General features: G+C 63.0%; 20 protein-coding genes. 10 read left to right on the forward strand and 10 right to left on the reverse strand.

Annotation, left to right across the window (positions count from 1 at the left end; all coding sequences use genetic code 11):
- The first annotated feature begins 38 nt into the window (after positions 1-38).
- From AC1Q6X_RS26730 to AC1Q6X_RS26760, 7 genes are all read left to right on the forward strand, one after another.
- On the forward strand, positions 39-1,271 hold the full coding sequence (locus AC1Q6X_RS26730) for an FAD-dependent monooxygenase (RefSeq protein ID WP_070292450.1): 1,233 nt from the start codon (positions 39-41) through the stop codon (positions 1,269-1,271).
- A gap of 159 nt (positions 1,272-1,430) precedes the next feature.
- Entirely contained in the window at positions 1,431-2,147 is a 717-nt protein-coding gene (locus tag AC1Q6X_RS26735) for a DsbC family protein (RefSeq protein WP_230506775.1), read from the forward strand.
- 132 nt (positions 2,148-2,279) lie between these two features.
- Positions 2,280-2,738, forward strand: coding sequence for a (2Fe-2S)-binding protein (locus AC1Q6X_RS26740; RefSeq protein WP_034753534.1), 459 nt, complete (start codon positions 2,280-2,282; stop codon positions 2,736-2,738).
- Between the two features lie 10 nt (positions 2,739-2,748).
- Positions 2,749-5,007 carry a xanthine dehydrogenase family protein molybdopterin-binding subunit gene (locus tag AC1Q6X_RS26745; RefSeq protein ID WP_070223797.1) on the forward strand — a complete coding sequence of 753 codons (2,259 nt, stop codon included), beginning with the start codon at positions 2,749-2,751 and terminating at the stop codon, positions 5,005-5,007.
- A 13-nt stretch (positions 5,008-5,020) separates the two neighbouring features.
- Positions 5,021-5,629 (forward strand): nucleotidyltransferase family protein, encoded by a 609-nt coding sequence (locus AC1Q6X_RS26750; RefSeq protein WP_409027297.1) that lies wholly within the window; start codon positions 5,021-5,023, stop codon positions 5,627-5,629.
- A 27-nt stretch (positions 5,630-5,656) separates the two neighbouring features.
- Complete coding sequence (locus AC1Q6X_RS26755; protein WP_492498922.1) at positions 5,657-7,567, forward strand: M61 family metallopeptidase; 1,911 nt, start codon at positions 5,657-5,659, stop codon at positions 7,565-7,567.
- A gap of 219 nt (positions 7,568-7,786) precedes the next feature.
- Positions 7,787-8,956 (forward strand): GGDEF domain-containing protein, encoded by a 1,170-nt coding sequence (locus AC1Q6X_RS26760; protein WP_230506772.1) that lies wholly within the window; start codon positions 7,787-7,789, stop codon positions 8,954-8,956.
- Here the strand turns inward: AC1Q6X_RS26760 and AC1Q6X_RS26765 are convergent.
- The 7 genes from AC1Q6X_RS26765 to rpe all read right to left on the reverse strand — a co-directional run bounded on the left by AC1Q6X_RS26765 (position 8,907) and on the right by rpe (position 15,029).
- A complete protein-coding gene (locus AC1Q6X_RS26765; protein ID WP_230506771.1) occupies positions 8,907-9,356 on the reverse strand; it encodes a hypothetical protein in 450 nt (149 codons plus the stop codon). The genes AC1Q6X_RS26760 and AC1Q6X_RS26765 overlap by 50 nt on opposite strands.
- Positions 9,357-9,376: 20 nt before the next feature.
- The gene (trpC, locus tag AC1Q6X_RS26770; protein WP_070223789.1) at positions 9,377-10,177 is read right to left on the reverse strand and encodes an indole-3-glycerol phosphate synthase TrpC; all 801 of its coding nucleotides are present in this window, start codon (positions 10,175-10,177) and stop codon (positions 9,377-9,379) included.
- 34 nt (positions 10,178-10,211) lie between these two features.
- Positions 10,212-11,255: an anthranilate phosphoribosyltransferase gene (gene trpD, locus AC1Q6X_RS26775; RefSeq protein ID WP_070223787.1), complete on the reverse strand. Its 1,044-nt coding sequence runs from the start codon at positions 11,253-11,255 to the stop codon at positions 10,212-10,214.
- A 65-nt stretch (positions 11,256-11,320) separates the two neighbouring features.
- Entirely contained in the window at positions 11,321-11,884 is a 564-nt protein-coding gene (locus AC1Q6X_RS26780; RefSeq protein ID WP_070223786.1) for an aminodeoxychorismate/anthranilate synthase component II, read from the reverse strand.
- 1 nt (position 11,885) lies between these two features.
- Positions 11,886-13,382, reverse strand: a complete 1,497-nt coding sequence (trpE, locus tag AC1Q6X_RS26785; RefSeq protein WP_070292458.1) for an anthranilate synthase component I — start codon at positions 13,380-13,382, stop codon at positions 11,886-11,888.
- Positions 13,383-13,650: 268 nt separating this feature from the next.
- Positions 13,651-14,355, reverse strand: a complete 705-nt coding sequence (locus AC1Q6X_RS26790; protein WP_492498923.1) for a phosphoglycolate phosphatase — start codon at positions 14,353-14,355, stop codon at positions 13,651-13,653.
- Positions 14,355-15,029: a ribulose-phosphate 3-epimerase gene (gene rpe / locus AC1Q6X_RS26795; RefSeq protein ID WP_086145604.1), complete on the reverse strand. Its 675-nt coding sequence runs from the start codon at positions 15,027-15,029 to the stop codon at positions 14,355-14,357. Before rpe ends, AC1Q6X_RS26790 begins: the two co-directional genes overlap by 1 nt.
- 167 nt (positions 15,030-15,196) lie before the next feature.
- On the opposite strand from rpe, the gene apaG reads away from it, so the two are divergent.
- On the forward strand, positions 15,197-15,571 hold the full coding sequence (gene apaG, locus AC1Q6X_RS26800) for a Co2+/Mg2+ efflux protein ApaG (protein ID WP_492498924.1): 375 nt from the start codon (positions 15,197-15,199) through the stop codon (positions 15,569-15,571).
- Between the two features lie 24 nt (positions 15,572-15,595).
- Here the strand turns inward: apaG and AC1Q6X_RS26805 are convergent, their stop codons facing one another.
- Positions 15,596-15,742, reverse strand: coding sequence for a hypothetical protein (locus tag AC1Q6X_RS26805; protein ID WP_175444843.1), 147 nt, complete (start codon positions 15,740-15,742; stop codon positions 15,596-15,598).
- Positions 15,743-15,791: 49 nt separating this feature from the next.
- On the opposite strand from AC1Q6X_RS26805, the gene mltA reads away from it, so the two are divergent.
- Positions 15,792-17,021 (forward strand): murein transglycosylase A, encoded by a 1,230-nt coding sequence (mltA, locus tag AC1Q6X_RS26810; RefSeq protein ID WP_268994221.1) that lies wholly within the window; start codon positions 15,792-15,794, stop codon positions 17,019-17,021.
- Between the two features lie 37 nt (positions 17,022-17,058).
- Here the strand turns inward: mltA and AC1Q6X_RS26815 are convergent, their stop codons facing one another.
- Both AC1Q6X_RS26815 and AC1Q6X_RS26820 read right to left on the reverse strand, forming a co-directional pair.
- Positions 17,059-17,496 (reverse strand): universal stress protein, encoded by a 438-nt coding sequence (locus tag AC1Q6X_RS26815; RefSeq protein ID WP_070312619.1) that lies wholly within the window; start codon positions 17,494-17,496, stop codon positions 17,059-17,061.
- A 137-nt stretch (positions 17,497-17,633) separates the two neighbouring features.
- On the reverse strand, positions 17,634-18,935 hold the full coding sequence (locus tag AC1Q6X_RS26820; protein WP_492498925.1) for an MFS transporter: 1,302 nt from the start codon (positions 18,933-18,935) through the stop codon (positions 17,634-17,636).
- Positions 18,936-19,011: 76 nt separating this feature from the next.
- On the opposite strand from AC1Q6X_RS26820, the gene AC1Q6X_RS26825 reads away from it, so the two are divergent.
- Positions 19,012-19,788: an enoyl-CoA hydratase gene (locus tag AC1Q6X_RS26825; protein WP_492498926.1), complete on the forward strand. Its 777-nt coding sequence runs from the start codon at positions 19,012-19,014 to the stop codon at positions 19,786-19,788.
- Positions 19,789-19,987 lie beyond the last annotated feature (199 nt).

Consider the following 19,987-nt stretch of genomic DNA (forward strand, 5'->3'; position numbering starts at 1 on the left):
CTAGCTGAAACGGGGGCGGCAAACGCTATAATGACCGCATGAACAGTCCCACTCCCCCCACCATGCGGCGCTTCATGCACAGCCACAGCGACGTTTGCATCGTCGGCAACGGCGCCATCGCGAAAACCACGGCGCTGGCGTTTGCCCAGGCAGGACAAAGCGTCACGCTGTTATCCCCGGCGAACCCTCCGGCACCCACCGCCAGGCCGGTCGAAGCCAGCTGGGATGTGCGCGTGTATGCGCTCAATCATACGGCGCACCAGCTGCTGTCGTCGCTGAAGGTATGGGGCGCGCTGGAGGGCGACAGGGTGGCGCCCGTCGATGCCATGCTGGTCAACGGCGACGGCGCGCAGGCGGGCGGACTCGGTTTCGATGCCTACGGCGCCCATGTGGGCGCACTGGCGTGGATCATCGAAGACCGCAACCTGGGCCAGGCGCTGGACGCCGCCCTGAAATTCGCGCCGAACGTCAGCGTGCTGCAGGGCCGCGCCAGCCGCCTGGAATGGACGAACGACTCGGCCATCGTGCACCTCGACGGCGGCGATACCATCACCTGCGCGCTGGTGGTGGGCGCCGACGGCGCTCAATCGTGGGTGCGCGGCCAGTGCGACATCGGTCTCGATTACCGCTCCTACGGCCAGCGCGGCGTGGTCAGCAACTTCGCCTGCGAAAAACCGCACCATGGCGCGGCCCACCAGTGGTTTACGGGCAGCGAAGGCATCGTCGCACTGCTGCCGCTGCCGGGCGAGCGCGTCTCTCTCGTCTGGTCGGCGCCCGATGCGCTGGCCGATACCTTGATGTCCGAACCGGCCGACGCCCTGGCCGCGCGCCTGGCCGCGTATTGCCACGACAAGCTGGGCAAGCTGACGCCGCTGCAGCCGGAACTGGTGCGCGCGTTTCCCCTGACCCTGATGCGCCCGCACGCCATGGTGGCGCCGCGCGTGGCTTTGGTCGGCGACGCCGCCCACGTGGTCCATCCGATGGCCGGCCACGGCATGAACCTGGGCTTTGCCGACGTGGCGCAGCTGGTCAAGACGATCGGCGAACGCGAAGCGCACCGCGGCATTGGCGACGAGCGCGTGCTGGCGCGCTATGCGCGCGCGCGCAAGGAAGACGTGCTGTTGATGCAGCTGGCGACCGACGGCCTGGCGCGGTTATTCGGCGCCGATCTGGAGCCGTTGCGCGTGGTTCGCAATTTGGGATTAAACTTGCTGGATAAATTACCGGCCCTGAAGCGAAAAATGATCTCGCACGCATTGGGACATCCGTAAATATCAGCGTATCTTAAGATATCGCCGGATAATGGCAGCAGTGAAAATTCAAGGTCGCCGCAGCTGGTCTGCGGCGATCGTTTTGTCGAAGAGATAACGACGCCGGTCCAGAGGCCAGTCCCGCCGGGCGTTTCAAGTGGAGAAGTGATAGTGATCAAAATGAGCAGAATCGCATTGGTACTGGCCTCGGGCCTGATGATGTCGTGCGCCGGCGCGGAAACGCCGACGGAAGCGAGCATCAAAAAGCTGATCGAGCCGCGCCTGGGCGAAGGCGCCAAGGTGGACTCGGTCAAGGAAACCCCGTACGGCGGCCTGTACGAAGTGCGCACGGGCGGCGACATCCTGTACACGGACAAATCCGCGCAATACCTGTTCGTCGGCCACGTCTTCGACGCCAAGACGTCGCAGGACCTGACCAAGGTGCGCCTGGACGAAGTCAATCGCATCAAGTTCTCGGACTTGCCGCTCGATTCGGCCATGAAAACCGTCAAGGGCAATGGCAAGCGCGTGATCGCCGTGTTCGAAGATCCGAACTGCGGCTACTGCAAGCGCTTCCGCCAGAACGCGCTGAAGGAAATCGACAACGTCACCGTCTACACCTTCATGTACAACATCCTGTCGCCGGACTCCATCGTCAAGTCGCGCAATGTCTGGTGCGCGCCGGACCGCAACAAGGCCTGGGATGACTGGATGTTGAACGGCAAGGCGCCAGCCACGGTCGCCGCCACTTGCGCCAACCCGCACGAAAAAATCCTGGCCCTGGGCCAGCAATTGCGCGTCTCGGGCACGCCAGCCATCTTCTTTTCCGACGGCAGCCGCATTCCGGGCGCGGTCGATGCGAAGACGCTGGAACAGAAATTCTCGACCATTAAGTAATCCGGGCTGTCGCCAGGAAGGCTGGACGGCGCGCCCTCGCAAGGCGCGCTTTTTTTTGCGTTTTTTTCCGCTGTCGTATCATCAAGTGTAGTTCGTAGACGCCATAACAATCCAAAAAAGGGGAAGCAGCAGATGATTACCTTGAATATCAACGGACGCGACACGCAAGTCGACGCCGATCCTTCCACGCCCATCTTGTGGGCGCTGCGCGATAACCTGAACATGACGGGCACCAAGTTCGGTTGCGGCGCGGCCCTGTGCGGCGCCTGCACGGTGCACCTCGACGGCCAGCCGATCCGCTCGTGCATCACGCCCATTTCATCTGTGGGCGCGCAAAAGATCACCACCATCGAAGCGATGGAAAACGACCAGGTGGGCAAGGCCGTGCAGGCGGCATGGGTGCGCCACGACGTGCCGCAATGCGGCTACTGTCAAAGCGGCCAGGTGATGAGCGCCACGGCGCTGCTGCGCACGAACAAGGCGCCCAGCGATGCCGACATCGACGGCGCCATGAGCGGCAATATCTGCCGCTGCGGCACCTATCAACGGATCCGCGCAGCCATCAAGGACGCGGCCAAGACCCTGGCCTGAGGAGAGCGACATGCGTATCGAATGGTTGAATCAGGAAGCATTGCAGCATGGCGCAGTGACCTTGGGCACGGCGCTGGCATCGGCGCCGGTGGCCGATGGCGTCTCGCGGCGTGGATTCATGAAGGCCGGCGCGGCGGCGGGCGGCGGTTTGATGCTGGGATTTTTCCTGCCCGGCGCAGGCAAGCTGGCGCAGGCGGCCGATGCCGCTCCCGCCAAGCCCGTGTATGCGCCGAACGCCTTCCTGCACATCGCCCCAGATAACACGGTGACGGTGCAGGTGAACCGGCTGGAATTCGGCCAGGGCGTGCAAACGAGCTTGCCCATGCTGATCGCCGAGGAACTCGACGCCGACTGGAGCCTGGTGCATGGCGCACTGGCGCCGGCCGGCGAGCAGTACAAGGATGCCGCCTATGGCATGCAGATGACGGGCGGCTCGGGCAGCATCGCCCATTCGTTTACGCAGTACCGCGAAATCGGCGCCAAGGCGCGCGCCATGCTGGTGGGCGCCGCCGCCGCGCAGTGGAAAGTCAATCCCGACCAGGTACGGGCCGCCAAGGGCGTGCTGTATGGCCCCGGCGGACAAAAGGCGACGTATGGCGAGTTTGCCGACGCGGCCATGCGCCAGCCCTTGCCCGCCACCGTCAAGCTGAAGGACCCGCGCGAATTTTCCATCATCGGCAAACCCGTGAAACGCCTGGACGCGGCCGCCAAGTCCACAGGAAAACAGCAGTTCGGCATCGACTTCAAGCCGCCCGGCGCGAAGGTGGCCATGGTGGCGCGCCCGCCCGTGTTTGGCGCGAAGGTGGCGAAATTCGACGCCAGCAAGGCGAAAGCCATCAAGGGCGTGCTGGAGGTGCTGGAAGTGAAAACCGACCGTGGCGGCAGCGGCGTGGCCGTCATCGCCGACGGTTACTGGCCCGCCAAGCAGGGGCGCGATGCGCTCGTGATCGAGTGGGACAGCAGCGCCGTGGAAAAGGTCAGCAGCGACCAGCAACTGGCCGCTTTCAAGGCGCTGGCCAGGACGCCGGGCACGGTGGCGCGCGCATTCGATGTCTCGGCATTGGCCAAGGCGCCGAAGAAGATCGAAGCCGTCTACGAATTCCCCTACCTGGCGCACGCGCCGATGGAGCCGCTCAATTGCGTGGTCGACCTGCAGGCCGACAAATGCACGATGTGGGTCGGTTCGCAATTCCAGACGGGCGACCAGGCGGCGATTGCCGCTACTTCCGGCCTGAAACCGGAGCAGGTGACCCTGCACACGATGATGGCGGGCGGCGGCTTCGGCCGGCGCGCCGTGCCCTCGTCCGACTACGTGGTCGAAGCCGTCAACGTCGCCAAGGCGTACCGGGCTGCGGGCAAGAGCGGTCCATTAAAGCTGATGTGGAGCCGCGAGGATGACATCAAGGGCGGCTACTACCGGCCGTCGCATGTGCACCGCGCGCAGATCGGCCTCGACGCCAAGGGCAAGATACTCGCCTGGGACCACACCATCGTGGGCCAGTCCATCATGGCCGGCACGCCGTTCGAAGCGTTCATGGTGAAAAATGGCGTCGACGGCACCATGGTCGAAGGCATGGGCGAGCCGTACACCTTGCCGATGAAGCTGTCCGTGCATACTGCCAAGGCAAACGTGCCCGTGCTGTGGTGGCGCTCCGTCGGCTCGACGCATACGGCATTCGTCATGGAGACACTGATCGACGAAGCGGCGCACGTGGCGAAGATGGATCCCGTCGCCTACCGCAAGCAGCTGATCGACGCCAAGCACACGCGCCACATCGCCGCGCTGGACCTGGCCGTGGCCAAGTCCGGTTATGGCAAGAAGAAGCTGCCGAAAGGGCAGGCCTGGGGCGTGGCCATGCACGAGTCGTTCAACTCTGTCGTCGCCTACGTGGTGACGGCCTCCGTGGTGGAGGGGGCGCCCAAGCTGCACCAGGTATGGGCGGGCGTGCATTGCAACCTGGCCGTCAACCCCTTGACGATCGAGGCGCAAGTGCAGGGCGCCGCGCTGATGGCGCTGGGCATGACCATCCCCGGCGCGGCCATCACGCTCAAGGATGGCGTGGTGGAGCAGCAGAACTTCGGCGACTACCCCGTGCCGCGCATGCCCGACATGCCTGTTATCGAGGTGCACCTGGTGCCGTCGGGCGATGCGCCGACGGGCATGGGCGAACCGGGCGTGCCGCCGCTGGCGCCCGCGTTTGCCAACGCGCTGTTCGCCCTGACGGGCAAGCGCCTGCGCAAGCTGCCGTTCGACCTGGCGGCCGCATGACGGCAGCGGTTTTTTGAGTACGGTCGGCATCTTGCTGGCAGCCGGAAGGGGACGCAGGTTCGACCCTTCCGGCGTACAGAACAAATTATTGCAGCCGCTGGCCGAAGGCCCGCATGCGGGCTTGCCCGTGGTAGTGGCAGCGGCCAGGAACATGCTGGCGGCCCTGCCGCGCGTGCTGGCCGTGGTGCGCGCCGACGATACGCAGGTGGCGCGCGTGCTCGGCGCGCTCGGCTGCGAGGTACGCGTCTGCCATGACGCCGACACGGGCATGGCCGCCTCGCTCACCTGCGCCATCGATCACGTGCGGGGCGCGCCGGGCTGGCTGATCGCCCTGGGCGACATGCCTTTCGTGGAAGCGGCTACAATCGCCGCCTTGTCGCAAGCCGTCGGCGATGGTGCGCACATCGCCGTGCCCGTGTTCCAGGGACGGCGCGGCAATCCTGTCGCATTCAGCGCCTTTCACTTGCCGCTGCTGCTGGCGCTCGATGGCGACCAGGGCGCGCGCAGCATCGTCAACAGCCATGCCGTATGCGAAGTGACAGTGGACGACGGCGGCATCTTGCGCGATATTGATACCCCTGACGATTTGTCGCCGGTGCCTGGCGCGCCCGGGCGATTGTAGAACATCCATGCCAGACACGAGGAAAACATGAAGAAAGCACCGATTCAAAAAATCACCGCCAAGGCGGGAGCCAAGGCAAGCGGCAAAGCCACAAGCAAAGCCGCGGCGAAAACCGCAGTGAAAATCGCAGTGAAAACCACGCCGGCCGCCGGCATCATCTACAGCATCGCCGCCGCCGATCTGGCTGGCCACATGTTCAAGGTGACGTTGACCGTCAAGTCGCCGGCCGCCATCGGCCAGGTATTTGCCTTGCCGGCCTGGATCCCGGGCAGCTACATGATCCGCGAATTTTCGCGCAACATCGTCAGCATCCGCGCCGAGTCCGAGGGCAAGGCCGTGGCGCTGACCAAACTGGACAAGCATTCGTGGCAAGCCGCCCCGTGCAAGGGTCCATTGACGGTCGAATACGACGTCTACGCCTGGGACCTGTCCGTGCGCGCCGCCCACCTGGACCAGAATCATGGCTTCTTCAACGGCACCAGCGTGTTTTTGCGCGTGCTGGGCCAGGAATCCGACGCCCATGAAGTGCATATCGTGCAGCCCAAGGATGCGGCCTGCAAGACCTGGCGAGTCGCCACCACCCTGCCGGAACTGAAGGCCAAGCGCTACGGCTTCGGCAGCTACCAGGCGGCCAACTACGATGAGCTGATCGACCACCCGGTGGAAATGGGCGACTTCGCGCTGGCCACCTTCACCGCATATGGCGTGCCGCACGATATCGTCGTCACGGGCAAGGTGCCGAACCTGGACTTGCCGCGTTTGTGCCGCGACCTGAAAGCCATCTGCGAAACGCAGATCGCCTTCTTCGAGCCGAAGACAAAAAAAGCGCCGATGGACCGCTATGTGTTCATGACCATGGCCGTCGGCGATGGTTACGGCGGCCTCGAACACCGCGCCTCGACGGCGCTGATCTGCGCGCGCGCCGACCTGCCGACGACGGCCTCCAACAGCACGGAAATCGGCGACGGCTACCTGAAATTCCTGGGCCTGTGCAGCCACGAGTACTTCCACACCTGGAACGTCAAGCGCATCAAGCCGGCCGCCTTCGCGCCGTACAACCTGCAGGCGGAAAGCTATTCGCCGTTGCTGTGGCTGTTCGAAGGTTTCACCAGCTACTACGACGACCTGATGCTGGTGCGCGCTGGCCTGATCGACGAAGCGGCCTATTTCAAATTGCTGGGCAAGACCGTCAACAGCGTGCTGCGCGGCAGCGGCCGCACCAAGCAAAGCGTGGCCGATTCCAGCTTCGACGCCTGGGGCAAGTACTACCGCCAGGATGAAAACGCACCGAACGCCATCGTCAGCTACTACACCAAGGGTTCGCTGATCGCGCTGGCTTTCGATTTGACTTTGCGCAGCAAGACGAATGGCGCAAAATCGCTGGACGACGTGATGCAGGCGCTGTGGCAGCGCTATGGCCGCGATTTCTACAAGGGTAAAGCGCGCGGCGTGACGCCGGCCGAAGTCGAAGCCCTGTTCGACGAGGTCTCCGGCACGCGCATGAAACCGTTCTTCGAGCGCTACATCCGCGGCACGGACGACGTGCCGCTGGCGCGCCTGCTGGCGCCGTTCGGCGTGAAATACAGCGACGCGCGCAAGGCGGAAAAGGCCAGCCTGGACGTCAACCTGGGCCGCGACGGCAACGACGCCAAATTGGCGCAGGTGCACCAAGGCGGCGCCGCCCACGTGGCGGGCCTGTCGGCGGGCGACGTGCTGGTGGCCGTCGATGGCTTGCGCGTGACGGGCAACCCGGCGAACCTCGACACCTTGCTGGGCCGCTATGCCGTCGGTGCCAAAGTGACGGTGCACGCCTTCCGCCGCGACGAGCTGATGACGTTTGCCGCCGTGCTGCAGGGCGACCGCGTGCCCGGTGTCAGCTTGACCCTGCTGCCGGCGCCCAAGAAGGTCACGGGGCCGAAGCGTCCTAGCGCGGCATGATGCTGTTTGTCATGCAGTAAGACAGAAAACCGGCCTCACTGGCCGGTTTTCTATTTCAGGCAGCAATGTCTCAATGTAACGCCTCCCCTGAAATTGGCGTATTGCCATCATATTTACTGCAAATGAACTAATTTTTCTTTAACTAAACTAAAATTGCCGAACTGATTCTTTTCGACCGCGCCCAACGTGCAAACCCTCGATCCTCGAACGATTATGCTGATGACGACCCTGATGTGCGGGGCGATGAGCGTCGTCATGTTCTCGGTGTACCGCAGTTTCCGGCGCGAGGTGCATGGCCTCGGACATTGGGCGGCCGGTTTGCTGCTGCTGGTGTGCGCATCCTTGCTGTTCGGCACCCGCGAAGTGCTGCCGCCGGCATTGTCCATAATCGCGGCCAATGCGGCGCTGGTGGCCGGCATCGGCCTGTCGATGCTGGGCACGGAGAAATTCTTTGGCCTGGCGCCCAGCCGCCGTGCCTATCTGCTGATACTTGTCCTGGCCATCGCCGGCAATTGCTGGTGGCTGCTGGCGCACCCCGATTTCTCGGCGCGCGTGGCGCTCTTCTCCCTGCTGGTCTTCCTGTTTTATGCGCGCCAGGTGCAACTGGTGTGGCGTCATGGCGAGCGCCATTTCTCGAGTTTGTTCTTTGGCGCGCTGATGCTGCTGCAAGCGGTCGTGGTGCTGGTGCGCGGCGTGTCGGCCTTGCTGCATGGCGGCGCCAGCGTGAACCTGACGGTGGCAGGCACGCCGGCCGGCATCTATCTGGCGGTTGCCAATTTCATGGCGCTGCTGCTGACGGTGGGCTTCATGACGGTGGCGACCCGGCGTCTGCAGCAGATACTGGAGCGCCGCTCGACCCATGATCCGCTGACGCAGGTGCTGAACCGGCGCGGCTTTGGCGACGCCTATGCGCGCGAAATCGGCAATCTGCGGCGCCGCCGTTTGCCGCTGACACTGCTCAGCATCGACCTCGATTACTTCAAATTGATCAATGACCGCCACGGTCACGCGGTGGGCGACCAGGTGCTGGCGCATGTGGCCGCCGTTATCAAAGGCGCCCTGCGCGAATCGGATTGCGTGGCGCGTTTCGGCGGCGAGGAGTTCGTCGTGCTGATGCCGGATATGCCGGTGCATAACGCGCTGGGCGTGGCCGAACGCATCCGCGCCTTGCTGCGCGAGCCCAGTCATGCGGGGCTGCCACCGTGTACGGTCAGCATCGGCGTCGCTTGCCAGGCATCGGTGGTGGAAGGGCTGGAACAGTTGCTGTCGCGCGCCGATGCGGCCCTGTACCTGGCCAAGGAGCGGGGACGCGACCGCATCGAACTCGATGCTTGTGCGTTTACTGAGGACCGGACAATGTCCGCAGCTGGAAGCGGTACTGGTCGTTGAAGAGGAAAGTTTCGGAAAAATCGAAGGTGCGGGCGTGGCGGCGCATCAGGTGTGCGGCCGGCGGAAAGAGGACCTGCACGCGCCGCACGGCGGCCAGCGCGGCGGCCGATGCTTCGCTGTCGCGCGAACGGTGCACGTGCACGCTTTTCAGTTCGCCATCGGGACCCACGCTCAGGTCGAGCACGACGATGGCCGGCAGCATGGGCGGCAGGCGCCCGCTGAACGTGTATTCTGCGTTGGCCGCCATGATCTGCTGCGCCACCAGCGACTTGTAGACGTCGATGCTGGCGGCAAGCTGTATCGCGGCCGGCGTGCGGGGCATGCGCTCCGCTGGCGGGGGCGCAGTCTGGCAAGCCGACAGCAGGGCAGCAGTGGCAAGGACGGTGATCGCGTGTCTCATGTCTGCCAGACTACCATGGTTTAACTGAACAGGCGTTCCAGCTCCACGCCGGGGTCGGGTGCGCGCATGAACGCTTCGCCCACGAGGAAGCTGTGGATGTGCGCATCGCGCATGCGTTGCACGTCGGCCGTGCTGTGGATGCCCGATTCCGTGATGATCAATTTGTCCTGCGGGATGCGCGGCAAGAGATTGATGGTCGTGTCGAGCGACGTTTCGAACGTGCGCAGGTTGCGGTTGTTGATGCCGATCAGCGCGCTCTTGAGCTTGAGCGCCGCCGTCAGTTCTTCGCCGTCGTGGCTTTCGATCAGCACGCCCATGCCCAGTTCGTGGGCGCACGCTTCCATCTCGGCCATCAGGCCATGGTCGAGCGCCGCGACGATCAGGAGGATGCAGTCGGCGCCCATGGCGCGCGCTTCATAGATCTGGTACATGTCTACCATGAAATCCTTGCGCAGCACGGGAATGGCGCAGGCGGCGCGCGCCTGCTGCAGATAATCCACGGATCCCTGGAAGAACTGTTCGTCCGTCAGCACGGACAGGCAGGCCGCGCCATGCGCCGCATAGCTGGCGGCGATGTCTGCCGGACGGAAGTCGGCGCGGATCACGCCTTTCGACGGTGACGCCTTTTTGACTTCGGCGATGATGCCGGGCTTGCCGGCGGCGATGTGCTGGCGCAGGCTCGCTTCAAAGCCGCGCAGGCCGGCACGCAGGGCGCTGTCGCTTTCCACGTCGCCGCGCAGGCTGGCCAGGCTGCGGCGGGCTTTGGCCTTGGCCACTTCATCGGCTTTTACGGCCAGGATTTTATCGAGTATGTCGGACATGATGGTCGCTATTCTATCAAGGAGGGCGGAGAGCTTACGCTTGCGGCGGGGTGCCCAGCTGCTGCGTCACGCGCACGAACTGGTCGAGTTTCGCCAGCGCGGCGCCCGAACTGACGGCGGTGCGCGCACGCGCCAGGCCGTCTTCGATCGAGCTGGCCACGCCGGCCGCATACAGCGCCGTGCCCGCGTTCAGGGCGACGATGTCTGCCGCCGCACCAGGCTCGCCGCGCAGCGCTTCCATCATCTTCGCTTTCGATTCGATGGAATCGGCCACCTTCAGATTGCGGCTGGCGATCATCGACATGCCGAAGTCTTCGGGATGGATTTCATATTCGCGGATCTCACCGTTGATCAATTCGCCCACCATGGTGGCCGCGCCCAGCGACACTTCATCCATATTGTCGCGGCCATACACGACGATCGCATGCTGTGCGCCCAGGCGCTGCAGCACACGCACCTGGATGCCGACCAGGTCGGCGTGGAACACGCCCATCAGGATGTTCGGCGCGCCGGCGGGATTGGTCAAGGGACCGAGGATATTGAAGATCGTGCGCACGCCCAGCTCCTTGCGCACGGGCGCCGCATGCTTCATGGCCGCATGGTGGTTCGGTGCGTACATGAAGCCGATGCCCGTTTGCGCGATCGACTGGGCGATCTGCTCGGGCTGCAGGTTGATGTTGACGCCCAAGGAATCGAGTACGTCGGCGCTGCCGGACGAGGACGACACGCTGCGCCCGCCATGCTTGGCCACGCGCGCGCCCGCCGCCGCCGCCACGAACATCGAGGCGGTGGAAATATTGAACGTGTGCGCGCCGTCGCCGCCCGTGCCGACGATGTCGAGCAGGTTGGTGGTGTCGGCCATGGGCACCTTGGTGGAAAACTCGCGCATCACTTGCGCGGCGGCGGCGATTTCGCCGATGGTTTCCTTTTTCACGCGCAAGCCCATGGTGAGGGCCGCGATCATGGTGGGCGACATTTCGCCGGACATGATCTGGCGGAACAGGTACAGCATTTCGTCGTGAAAGATTTCGCGGTGTTCGATGCAGCGCAGCAGAGCTTCTTGTGGGGTGATCGGCATGATGCTTCCTTCTTCAATGATGGCGCAGGAGGACACTGATGGCACGCCGGGGCGTGCGCATGGGATCAGCGCTCGAGGAAATTCTTCAGCAGGGCGTGGCCGTGCTCCGAGAGGATCGATTCAGGGTGGAATTGCACGCCCTCGATATCGTATTCCCGGTGGCGCACGCCCATGATTTCGCCGTCGTCCGTCCACGCCGTCACTTCCAGACAGGAAGGCAGCGAGGCGCGTTCGATCGCCAAAGAGTGGTAGCGGATCACTGTGAAGGGGCTGGGAATGTCCTTGAAGACGCCCACGCCCGTATGCGCGATGAGGGAAGTTTTGCCATGCATGACCTGCTTGGCGCGGATGACCTTGCCGCCAAACGCATCGCCGATGGCCTGGTGGCCCAGGCATACGCCCAGTATCGGCTTCTTGCCGGCGAAGTGCTTGAGTACTTCCACCGAAATGCCCGCCTGTGCCGGCGCTTTCGGGCCGGGCGAGATGCAGATGCGGTCCGGGTTCAGCGCCTCGATCTGTGCGATCGTGATTTCATCGTTGCGGTAGACCCGCACGTCTTCGCCCAGTTCACCGAAATACTGCACGATGTTGTAGGTGAAGGAGTCGTAGTTGTCGATCATTAGCAGCATCTTAAAACCCTCCATCCAGGCCATCTTGCACTTGTTCGGCGGCACGCAGTACGGCGCGCGCCTTGTTTTCAGTTTCCTGCCATTCCATTTCGGGGATGGAGTCGGCCACGATGCCGGCCGCGGCCTGCACATACAGCATGCCGTCCTTGACCACGCCCGTGCGGATGGCGATCGCCACGTCCATTTCGCCGCCAAACGACAGGTAGCCGCAGGCGCCGCCGTAGATGCCGCGCTTGGTGATTTCCAGTTCGTCGATCACTTCCATGGCGCGCACTTTCGGCGCGCCCGTCAGGGTGCCGGCGGGGAAGGTCGCGCGCAGCACGTCCAGGTTCGACAGGCCCTCCTTGAGGGTGCCTTCCACGTTCGAGACGATGTGCTGCACATGCGAGTATTTTTCGATGACCATGCGGTCGGTGACTTGCACGCTGCCCGTTTCGGCGATGCGGCCGATGTCGTTGCGCGCCAGGTCGATCAGCATCACGTGCTCGGCGATCTCTTTCGGATCGGCCAGCAGCTCGGCCGACAGCTCGGCGTCGCGCTCGGGCGTGGCGCCGCGCGGACGCGTGCCGGCAATCGGACGCAAAGTGACTTTCTTGCCGCCGTCCGCCGTCGTCTCGTTGCGCACCAGGATTTCCGGCGAGGCGCCGATGATCTGCATGTCGCCGAAATTATAGAAGTACATATACGGCGATGGATTGAGCGAACGCAAGGCGCGGTACAGGGTCAGCGGCGAATCGACATAGGGTTTACGGATGCGCTGGCCGATCTGCACCTGCATCAGGTCGCCCGCCATCACGTATTCATGCGCCTTGGCGACCGCCTTCAGGTAGTCTTCCTTGGAAAAATCGCGGATGGTTTCCGTGCGCACGGAAGCGCTGGTGACGGGCGCATCGACACCGCGGCGCAGCATCATGCGCAAGTCCTTCAGGCGCTGCTGTGCTTTCGAAAACGATTCGGGCTGCGCCGTGTCGGCGTAGACGATCAGGTAGAGTTTACCGGACAGGTTGTCGATGACGGCCAGTTCTTCCGTCACCATCAGCTGGATGTCGGGCAGCTTCAAGTCATCTTTCGGCGCGCCGCCGGCCAGCTTTTTCTCGATGTGGCGCACGGTGTCGTAGCCGAAGTAGCCGGCCAGGCCGCCGCAGAAGCGCGGCATGCCGGGGCGCAGGGCGACCTTGAAGCGCGACTGGAATTGTTCGATGAAGTCGAGCGGATTGCCTTCGTGTTCTTCGATCACGCTGCCGTTCTTGACGATTTCGGTGCGTTTGCCGTAGCTGCGCAACACGGTCGTGGCGGGCAAGCCGATGAAGGAGTAGCGGCCGAAGCGTTCGCCGCCGACGACGGATTCGAGCAGGAAGGTGTTCTTGCCGCCGTGTTGGGCCTGTGCCAGTTTCAGGTACAGGGTGAGCGGGGTTTCCAGGTCGGCGAACGCTTCCGCGATCAGGGGGATGCGGTTGTAGCCTTGCTGGCCCAGCGATTTGAATTCGAGTTCGGTCATGTTTCTCTCCATGCCGTCAGGGTTGAGTGTGCATAGTGCACAAACCCTGCGGTGGGTTATCAAAAAACTTGCCGGTACATGGAACTTGCGCAAGAGGCGCAAAGGACGCGTGTGCAGCCGGCAGCAATCGTAACGGCTCGGCCCTTAAGCCTGCCAGGATTGCCAGCGTCGCCAAAGCCAGGCCTCAATCGAGCCGGTTTGGGTGACATTGTGTTTTTTGATGAGAAACGTGTTCACGATATGGTGTTGGGTTTGGTCAGTATGCCGCTTAGTTTTGCATGCCAATAAAACGTGCTGCTTCGAGCAGTGTCTTTACTATACCATCGGAATCGGTATCGTGTATAGAGTGTCCGTGATTGTAGCCATACGGTACCGTCAATACGGGGCAAGCCGCAGCCCTGGCCGCTTGCGCGTCATTCGAGGAGTCGCCGATGGCCACCACTTTGGCGGGCGGCAGGTCGAAGTCCGCGCACACTTGCAGCAGCGGCATCGGGTGCGGTTTTTTCTTCGGCAGCGAATCGCCGCCGTAGACGATCTCGAAATACTGGTCGAGGTTTTTCAGTTTCAGCAGGGGCAGGGCGAAGGCGATGGGTTTGTTGGTGACGCAGGCCAGGCGCAGGCCCGCCGCCTTCATCGCCGCCAGTCCCGCTTCCACGTCCGGGTACAGGGTGCTGAACTGGCCGTTGATGGCCAGGTAGTGGCGCTGGTAACCGTCCATCGCCTGCTCGAAACGCTGTTCCACGCCGGCCGCATCGAAGTCGAGGGCCAGCACGGTGCGGATCAGGTTTTCCGAGCCTTTGCCCACCATCAGCTTGATGGCCTCGGCGCTGATGGGGGCCAGGTCCAGTTCAGCGCGCATGCCATTGATGGCGACATGAAAATCGGGCACGGTGTCGAGCATCGTGCCATCGAGGTCGATGATGGCGGCGCGCACGCCGGCCAGTACGTGGTCTTTCACCGTGCCCGCTTGCATCAGGCGCCCGCCACTTTGGCCAATTCTGCGCGCATGGCGTCGATGACGGCCTTGTAGTCGGGCTTGCCGAAGATGGCCGAGCCGGCGACGAAGGTGTCGGCGCCTGCTGCTGCGGCGGCGGCGATGTTGTCGATCTTGATGCCGCCATCGACTTCCAGCATGATGTCACGGCCCGATTCGTCGATCATGCGGCGCGCTTCGGCGATTTTCTTCAGCGCTTGCGGGATGAAGGACTGGCCGCCGAAGCCCGGGTTGACCGACATGATCAGGATGATGTCGATCTTGTCCATCACGTGTTCCAGGTAGTGCAGCGGCGTGCCCGGGTTGAAGACCAGGCCCGATTTGCAGCCATTGTCGCGGATCAGCTGCAAGGAACGGTCGACGTGATCCGACGCTTCCGGGTGAAAGGTGATGATGTTCGCGCCAGCCTTGGCGAAATCCGGGATAATGCGATCGACAGGCTTGACCATCAGGTGGACGTCGATGGGCACTTGCACGTGCGGGCGGATCGCTTCGCACACCAGCGGGCCGATGGTCAGGTTCGGCACATAATGGTTATCCATCACGTCGAAGTGGATGATGTCGGCGCCGGCGGTAACGACGTTGCGCACTTCCTCGCCGAGGCGGGCAAAGTCGGCGGACAGGATGCTGGGAGCGATACGGAATGTTGTCATGGTGGCTAAAGGCTGAGAGTAGAAAATGCGAAGATGCGCTATTTTACGCTTGACGCCGGTACCATGCTTCATTGAAGGACCGTGAAACACAGAATACGCATCGCGCGATGGTCAATGCGTCGCGCGCGACACACAATACGACTGGCAATTTCTGAATAGGAATGACGATGGCGACTTATGAATTTACGGTAACGGTCAAGACGCAATATCTGCCTGAACAATCGGCACCGGACCAGGGGCGGCACGTGTTCAGTTACACGATCCGCGTCGTCAACACGGGCACGGCTGGCGCGCAATTGATTTCGCGCCACTGGCTTATCACGGATGCGAACAACAAGGTGGAAGAGGTGCGCGGTCTGGGCGCCGTCGGCCACCAGCCGCTGCTGCAGCCGGGCGAGCAGTTCGAATACACGAGCGGCACCATGCTGGGCACGCCGCAAGGCTCGATGCGCGGCGAATACTTTTGCGTGGCAGAAGACGGCTATCAGTTCGAAGCTTCGATTCCCGAGTTCGTGCTGTCGGTGCCGCGCACCTTGCATTGACGCAACGCCGGGGGGCTTGGCCCCTTATTTCAGTTTTTCGGTGCTGTCCTGTTCTTCGCTGAGTTGCTGGCGTGCCGGTGGCGCGGGTTTTTTACCCGAATACATGGTCCACCAGACTATAAATGCTAGCAAGAAGAACGCCACCAGCGCCTCAATCATCAAGATCCACATACGCACCCCTATGTTATTTACCCGCAGCTTAGTATTTACCCGCCGTCTGTTGACACGCGGTAGTCTACCCGTTTCCATCGGCGCCGTCGCGCTCGCGCTGTCCGCCTGTACCACGCCATCGGCGCCACCGGCCGCCGCCGGCGGCAAGGCGCCGCCCATCGCGCCGACCGTCGTCAGGCCCGTGCCCGCCAAGCCGGCCGACGCCAAGGATGCCGCGGATGTGGCAGCGCCCACCTTTGTGCCCGCCAAGTTTGCCGCCTTGCCTGGCTGGGCACGCGACGACATGCGCGCCGCCTGGCCAGCCTTCATGGCTTCGTGCGGCGTGCTGGTCAAGCGTCCGGACTGGAAGGAATCGTGCACGATTGCGCGCCAGGTGAATGCCGACAGCGACAAGGCCATCCGCCTGTTCTTCGAGACCTTCTTTGTGCCCAATCAAGTCATTACGGCCGATGGTGCCAGCACGGGCCTCGTCACCGGCTACTACGAGCCGCTGCTGCACGGCGCGCGCAAGCGCGGCGGTCCATACCAGACGCCGCTGTACAAGGTGCCTGACGACCTGGTCTCGGTGGACTTGGCCGGCGTGTATCCGGAACTGAAGAACATGCGCCTGCGGGGCAAGCTGGTCGGCAAGAAGGTGATACCGTACGCGACCCGTGCCGACATCGAGCGCGCCACGTCCGTCACGGGCAAGGAATTGCTGTGGGTGGATGACGAAGTCGAGGCGTTCTTCCTGCAAGTGCAGGGTTCCGGGCGCGTGCAGCTGACCGATACGCAGGAAACCGTGCGCGTGGCATATGCGGATCAAAACGGCCACCCCTACAAGTCGATTGGCCGCTACCTGGTCGACAAGGGCGAGCTGACCCTGAGCCAGGCGTCCGCGCAAGGCATCAAGGCGTGGATCGCCGGCCACCCGACGCGCAAGGATGAATTGTTCAACGCTAACCCCAGCTATGTCTTCTTCAAGGAAGAGCGTTTGCCCGATCCGAAAGTGGGGCCGAAGGGTGCGCTGGGCGTGCCGTTGACGCCGCAGCGCTCGGTGGCCGTCGATTCGCGCTTCCTGCCGCTGGGCGCGCCCGTGTTTTTGTCCACCACGCAAGCCAATAGCGAGATTCCCATGCAGCGCCTGGTGATGGCGCAGGATACGGGCGGCGCCATTCGCGGGCCGATCCGTGTCGATTATTTCTTTGGCTTTGGCGCGGAAGCGGCCGAGAATGCGGGCCGCATGAAGCAGAGCGGCGCCGTGTGGGTGTTGTTGCCGAAGCAGGCGCCGGCGCGCTGAGTTGCTGCGCGCGACGCCGGGGTAGCGATGGTCTGGCTTAACGCAGAACCATGACCGGCAAATGCGTATGCGCGAGCACTTTTTGCGTTTCGCTGCCCACGAACAGCTTGTTCAAGCCCTTGCGGCCATGCGAGGCCATCAGGATGATGTCGCAATGGTAGGTTTGCGCCGCATTGACGATTTCGTCGTGCGGGCTCGGTGACACGGCTACCACGCCTTCGAAGGGCACGCCGGCGGCGCGCGCCGCTGCGCCGATCTTGTCGATGGCGCGTTGCGAAGCTTCCTGCATCTGCTGTTCATACAGGCTGGCGTCGAGCACGATGCCGCCGTCGGCCATCGGCGAGAACGGGAAAGGCTGCACCACGCTGATGGCGACCAGCTTGGCCTTGTTCAATTGGGCGAAGGCGAGGGCGGTCTCGGCGGCTTTGTCGGACAACGGCGAGCCGTCGGTGGGAAATAAGATGGTGTTAAACATGGCGTGCTCCTCAAGTGATGTAAGACAGCTTATGGATTTACATCAATTAAAACCTTGATGTAAATCAAACCTCACAGGCTTTGGCATGAATAGTGTCGCCAAGGCAATCTTTCTGCAGTGTATGCCCGTTCCTCGCTTCAGGTGCGCACGCTACGCAGCGGCGTGCCCCACACCATGGCGACCGTCAACGCAATGCTGCCTGCCGCGATGCAGGCCAGGCCATTGCGCACGCCAAAATGTTCCGCGACCCAGCCGGCGGCCAGCGCACCCAGCGGCGCCGTGGCCACCGTCAGGAAGCGCATGGTCGACGTCATGCGGCCCAGCATGGGATCGGGCGTGACTTTCTGGCGCAAGCCCAGGTAGGGAATAAAGAACAGCATCACGCCGCAATCGAAAAAGAACATCAATATGGCATAGGCGACGGCGCTGGCGGCCGCGCTGCCGAACAGCGCGGCGGGAATCGTTGGCGTCAGGGCAAAGCAGAGCGAGGTCGAAGCCAGGCCGATCAGGATGGTGCGGCCAGCGCCGTAGCGCTTCGTCAGCGGCTTGACGATAAAGGCGCTGAGCAAGACGCCGGCGCCGCCCAGCATCTGCGTCATGCCCAGCACGCCAGGGCTCATGCCCAGGTCGCGTGTGGCGAACAGCACCGTCAAAGCCATGCTGGCATAAAACAGGAAGTGCCAGATGCCGGCGCCCCAGGCAAGCGCGCGCAGCAGCGGCTCGCGCCAGACGAACAGCAAGCCGTCGGCGATGTCGCGCAAGGCGTGCTTGTCAGAGGGGGCCGGCCGTGGGTCGCGCACGCTCATGGCGCGCAAATTGAAAACGGAAATCAAGTATCCGCAGGCCGTGCACAGGATGGCGACGGGCGCCGACAGCATTTGCACCAGCACGCCGGCCAGGCCGGGGCCGATCAGGCGCGAAGCCGATTCGGTGGCGGCAAATTTCGACTGCGCATCGATCAAGCCATCGCGGCCCACGAGGAAAGTCAGAAACACCTGTTCGGCGCCGCCGCCGACGACGAAGCCCGTGCCGATGATGAACCCCACTATATATAACCATGGCATCGACAGCACGCCGCACCAGTAAGCGACGGCCACGCTGGCCAGGGCCAGGCCGGACATGCTTTCGCTGAACAGCATGATCGGGTGCTTGCTGCGCCTGTCCAGCAGCACGCCGACGGGCAAACCGAACAGGGCGAACGGCAGCGCCTGCAGCGCGACCAGCACGCCCATCTGTTCCGGCGTCGCATGCAATAACAATACCGCGCACAGGGGCAGGGCCAGCGAAGTAATCTGGGCGCCGAAGCAATTGAGGCCGTTGCTGAACCACAGGCGGCGGAAATTGACGCTGGCGGCGCTGCCATCGCCGCGCAGATAGCGGGCGCAGTACTGGAAGAGGGAGGAGAAGATACGCTGCTCGATAAAGGTGATCAGGCTCACAATAATAGCAGCGCACCTGCCGCGCCGCTGCCGTTAGCCGCTACAATCGTTGCACCGTTCATCGAGAGGAGACACTATGCAATACGAAGACTTGATCATCGACATCCAGGACAAAGTGGCGATCATCCGCCTGAACCGCCCCAAGGCCTTGAACGCCTTGAACGACAACATGATGAATGAGCTGGGCCACGCCTTGCTGAAATTCGACGCGGACGAGAATATCGGCTGTATCGTGCTCACGGGCAGCGAAAAAGCCTTTGCCGCCGGCGCCGATATCGCCGCCATGGCCGATTACACGTATCCCGATACCTTTACTCAGGGTTACATCAGCCGCAACTGGGAGCATATCTTGCGCGTGCGCAAACCGGTGGTGGGCGCGGTGGCCGGCTATGCGCTCGGTGGCGGCTGCGAACTGGCCATGATGTGCGATTTCCTGATCGCCGCCGACAGCGCCAAATTCGGCCAGCCCGAAATCAAGGTGGGCGTCACGCCGGGCGCGGGCGGTACGCAGCGCTTGCCGCGTGCCATCGGCAAGGCCAAGGCCATGGATCTGCTGCTGACGGCACGCACCATCGATGCCGCCGAGGCGGAACGCATCGGCCTGGTGTCGCGCGTCGTGCCGGCCGATAAGTTGCTGGAAGAAACGCTGGCTGCCGCCAAGACCATCGCCGCCATGCCGACCTCGGTGGCCATGATGATCAAGGATTGCGTCAACCGCGCCTTTGAAACGACCCTGACCGATGGCGTCGCCTATGAGCGCCGCTTGTTCCAGGCTGCCTTCGGCACGCCTGCACAAAAAGAAGGCATGCACGCTTTCCTGGAAAAGCGCTTGCCAAACTTCGACGGTCTTTGATATGATTCGCCTCCCCGATGAGACGCACTAGTTTGCGGCACAAAAGGGGCGGCCTTCCGGGGCTGGGTAGTAAAAAAGAAGGTTGACGAATTAGCCGAAACGCTTCATACTCTTCCTTCTTAGCAGCTGACAAACACAACGCTTTGTCGATAGCGCGAAAGTAGCACCGAATACAGTTCTTTAACAATTAACAGTCGAT

Source organism: Janthinobacterium sp. GW823-FHT06H09 (assembly GCF_058794735.1).

What these genes read in the sequence shown, in the direction of transcription:
- trpE (WP_070292458.1), bottom strand. Translation starts at nt 13,382, where the DNA reads ATGACCGAACTCGAATTCAAATCGCTGGGCCAGCAAGGCTACAACCGC.
- AC1Q6X_RS26730 (WP_070292450.1), top strand. Translation starts at nt 39, where the DNA reads ATGAACAGTCCCACTCCCCCCACCATGCGGCGCTTCATGCACAGCCAC.
- AC1Q6X_RS26825 (WP_492498926.1), top strand. Translation starts at nt 19,012, where the DNA reads ATGCAATACGAAGACTTGATCATCGACATCCAGGACAAAGTGGCGATC.
- AC1Q6X_RS26735 (WP_230506775.1), top strand. Translation starts at nt 1,431, where the DNA reads ATGAGCAGAATCGCATTGGTACTGGCCTCGGGCCTGATGATGTCGTGC.
- AC1Q6X_RS26745 (WP_070223797.1), top strand. Translation starts at nt 2,749, where the DNA reads ATGCGTATCGAATGGTTGAATCAGGAAGCATTGCAGCATGGCGCAGTG.
- AC1Q6X_RS26740 (WP_034753534.1), top strand. Translation starts at nt 2,280, where the DNA reads ATGATTACCTTGAATATCAACGGACGCGACACGCAAGTCGACGCCGAT.
- AC1Q6X_RS26755 (WP_492498922.1), top strand. Translation starts at nt 5,657, where the DNA reads ATGAAGAAAGCACCGATTCAAAAAATCACCGCCAAGGCGGGAGCCAAG.
- AC1Q6X_RS26760 (WP_230506772.1), top strand. Translation starts at nt 7,787, where the DNA reads ATGACGACCCTGATGTGCGGGGCGATGAGCGTCGTCATGTTCTCGGTG.
- AC1Q6X_RS26765 (WP_230506771.1), bottom strand. Translation starts at nt 9,356, where the DNA reads ATGAGACACGCGATCACCGTCCTTGCCACTGCTGCCCTGCTGTCGGCT.
- trpD (WP_070223787.1), bottom strand. Translation starts at nt 11,255, where the DNA reads ATGCCGATCACCCCACAAGAAGCTCTGCTGCGCTGCATCGAACACCGC.
- AC1Q6X_RS26790 (WP_492498923.1), bottom strand. Translation starts at nt 14,355, where the DNA reads ATGCAAGCGGGCACGGTGAAAGACCACGTACTGGCCGGCGTGCGCGCC.
- AC1Q6X_RS26805 (WP_175444843.1), bottom strand. Translation starts at nt 15,742, where the DNA reads ATGTGGATCTTGATGATTGAGGCGCTGGTGGCGTTCTTCTTGCTAGCA.
- apaG (WP_492498924.1), top strand. Translation starts at nt 15,197, where the DNA reads ATGGCGACTTATGAATTTACGGTAACGGTCAAGACGCAATATCTGCCT.
- AC1Q6X_RS26815 (WP_070312619.1), bottom strand. Translation starts at nt 17,496, where the DNA reads ATGTTTAACACCATCTTATTTCCCACCGACGGCTCGCCGTTGTCCGAC.
- trpC (WP_070223789.1), bottom strand. Translation starts at nt 10,177, where the DNA reads ATGTCCGACATACTCGATAAAATCCTGGCCGTAAAAGCCGATGAAGTG.
- rpe (WP_086145604.1), bottom strand. Translation starts at nt 15,029, where the DNA reads ATGACAACATTCCGTATCGCTCCCAGCATCCTGTCCGCCGACTTTGCC.
- AC1Q6X_RS26780 (WP_070223786.1), bottom strand. Translation starts at nt 11,884, where the DNA reads ATGCTGCTAATGATCGACAACTACGACTCCTTCACCTACAACATCGTG.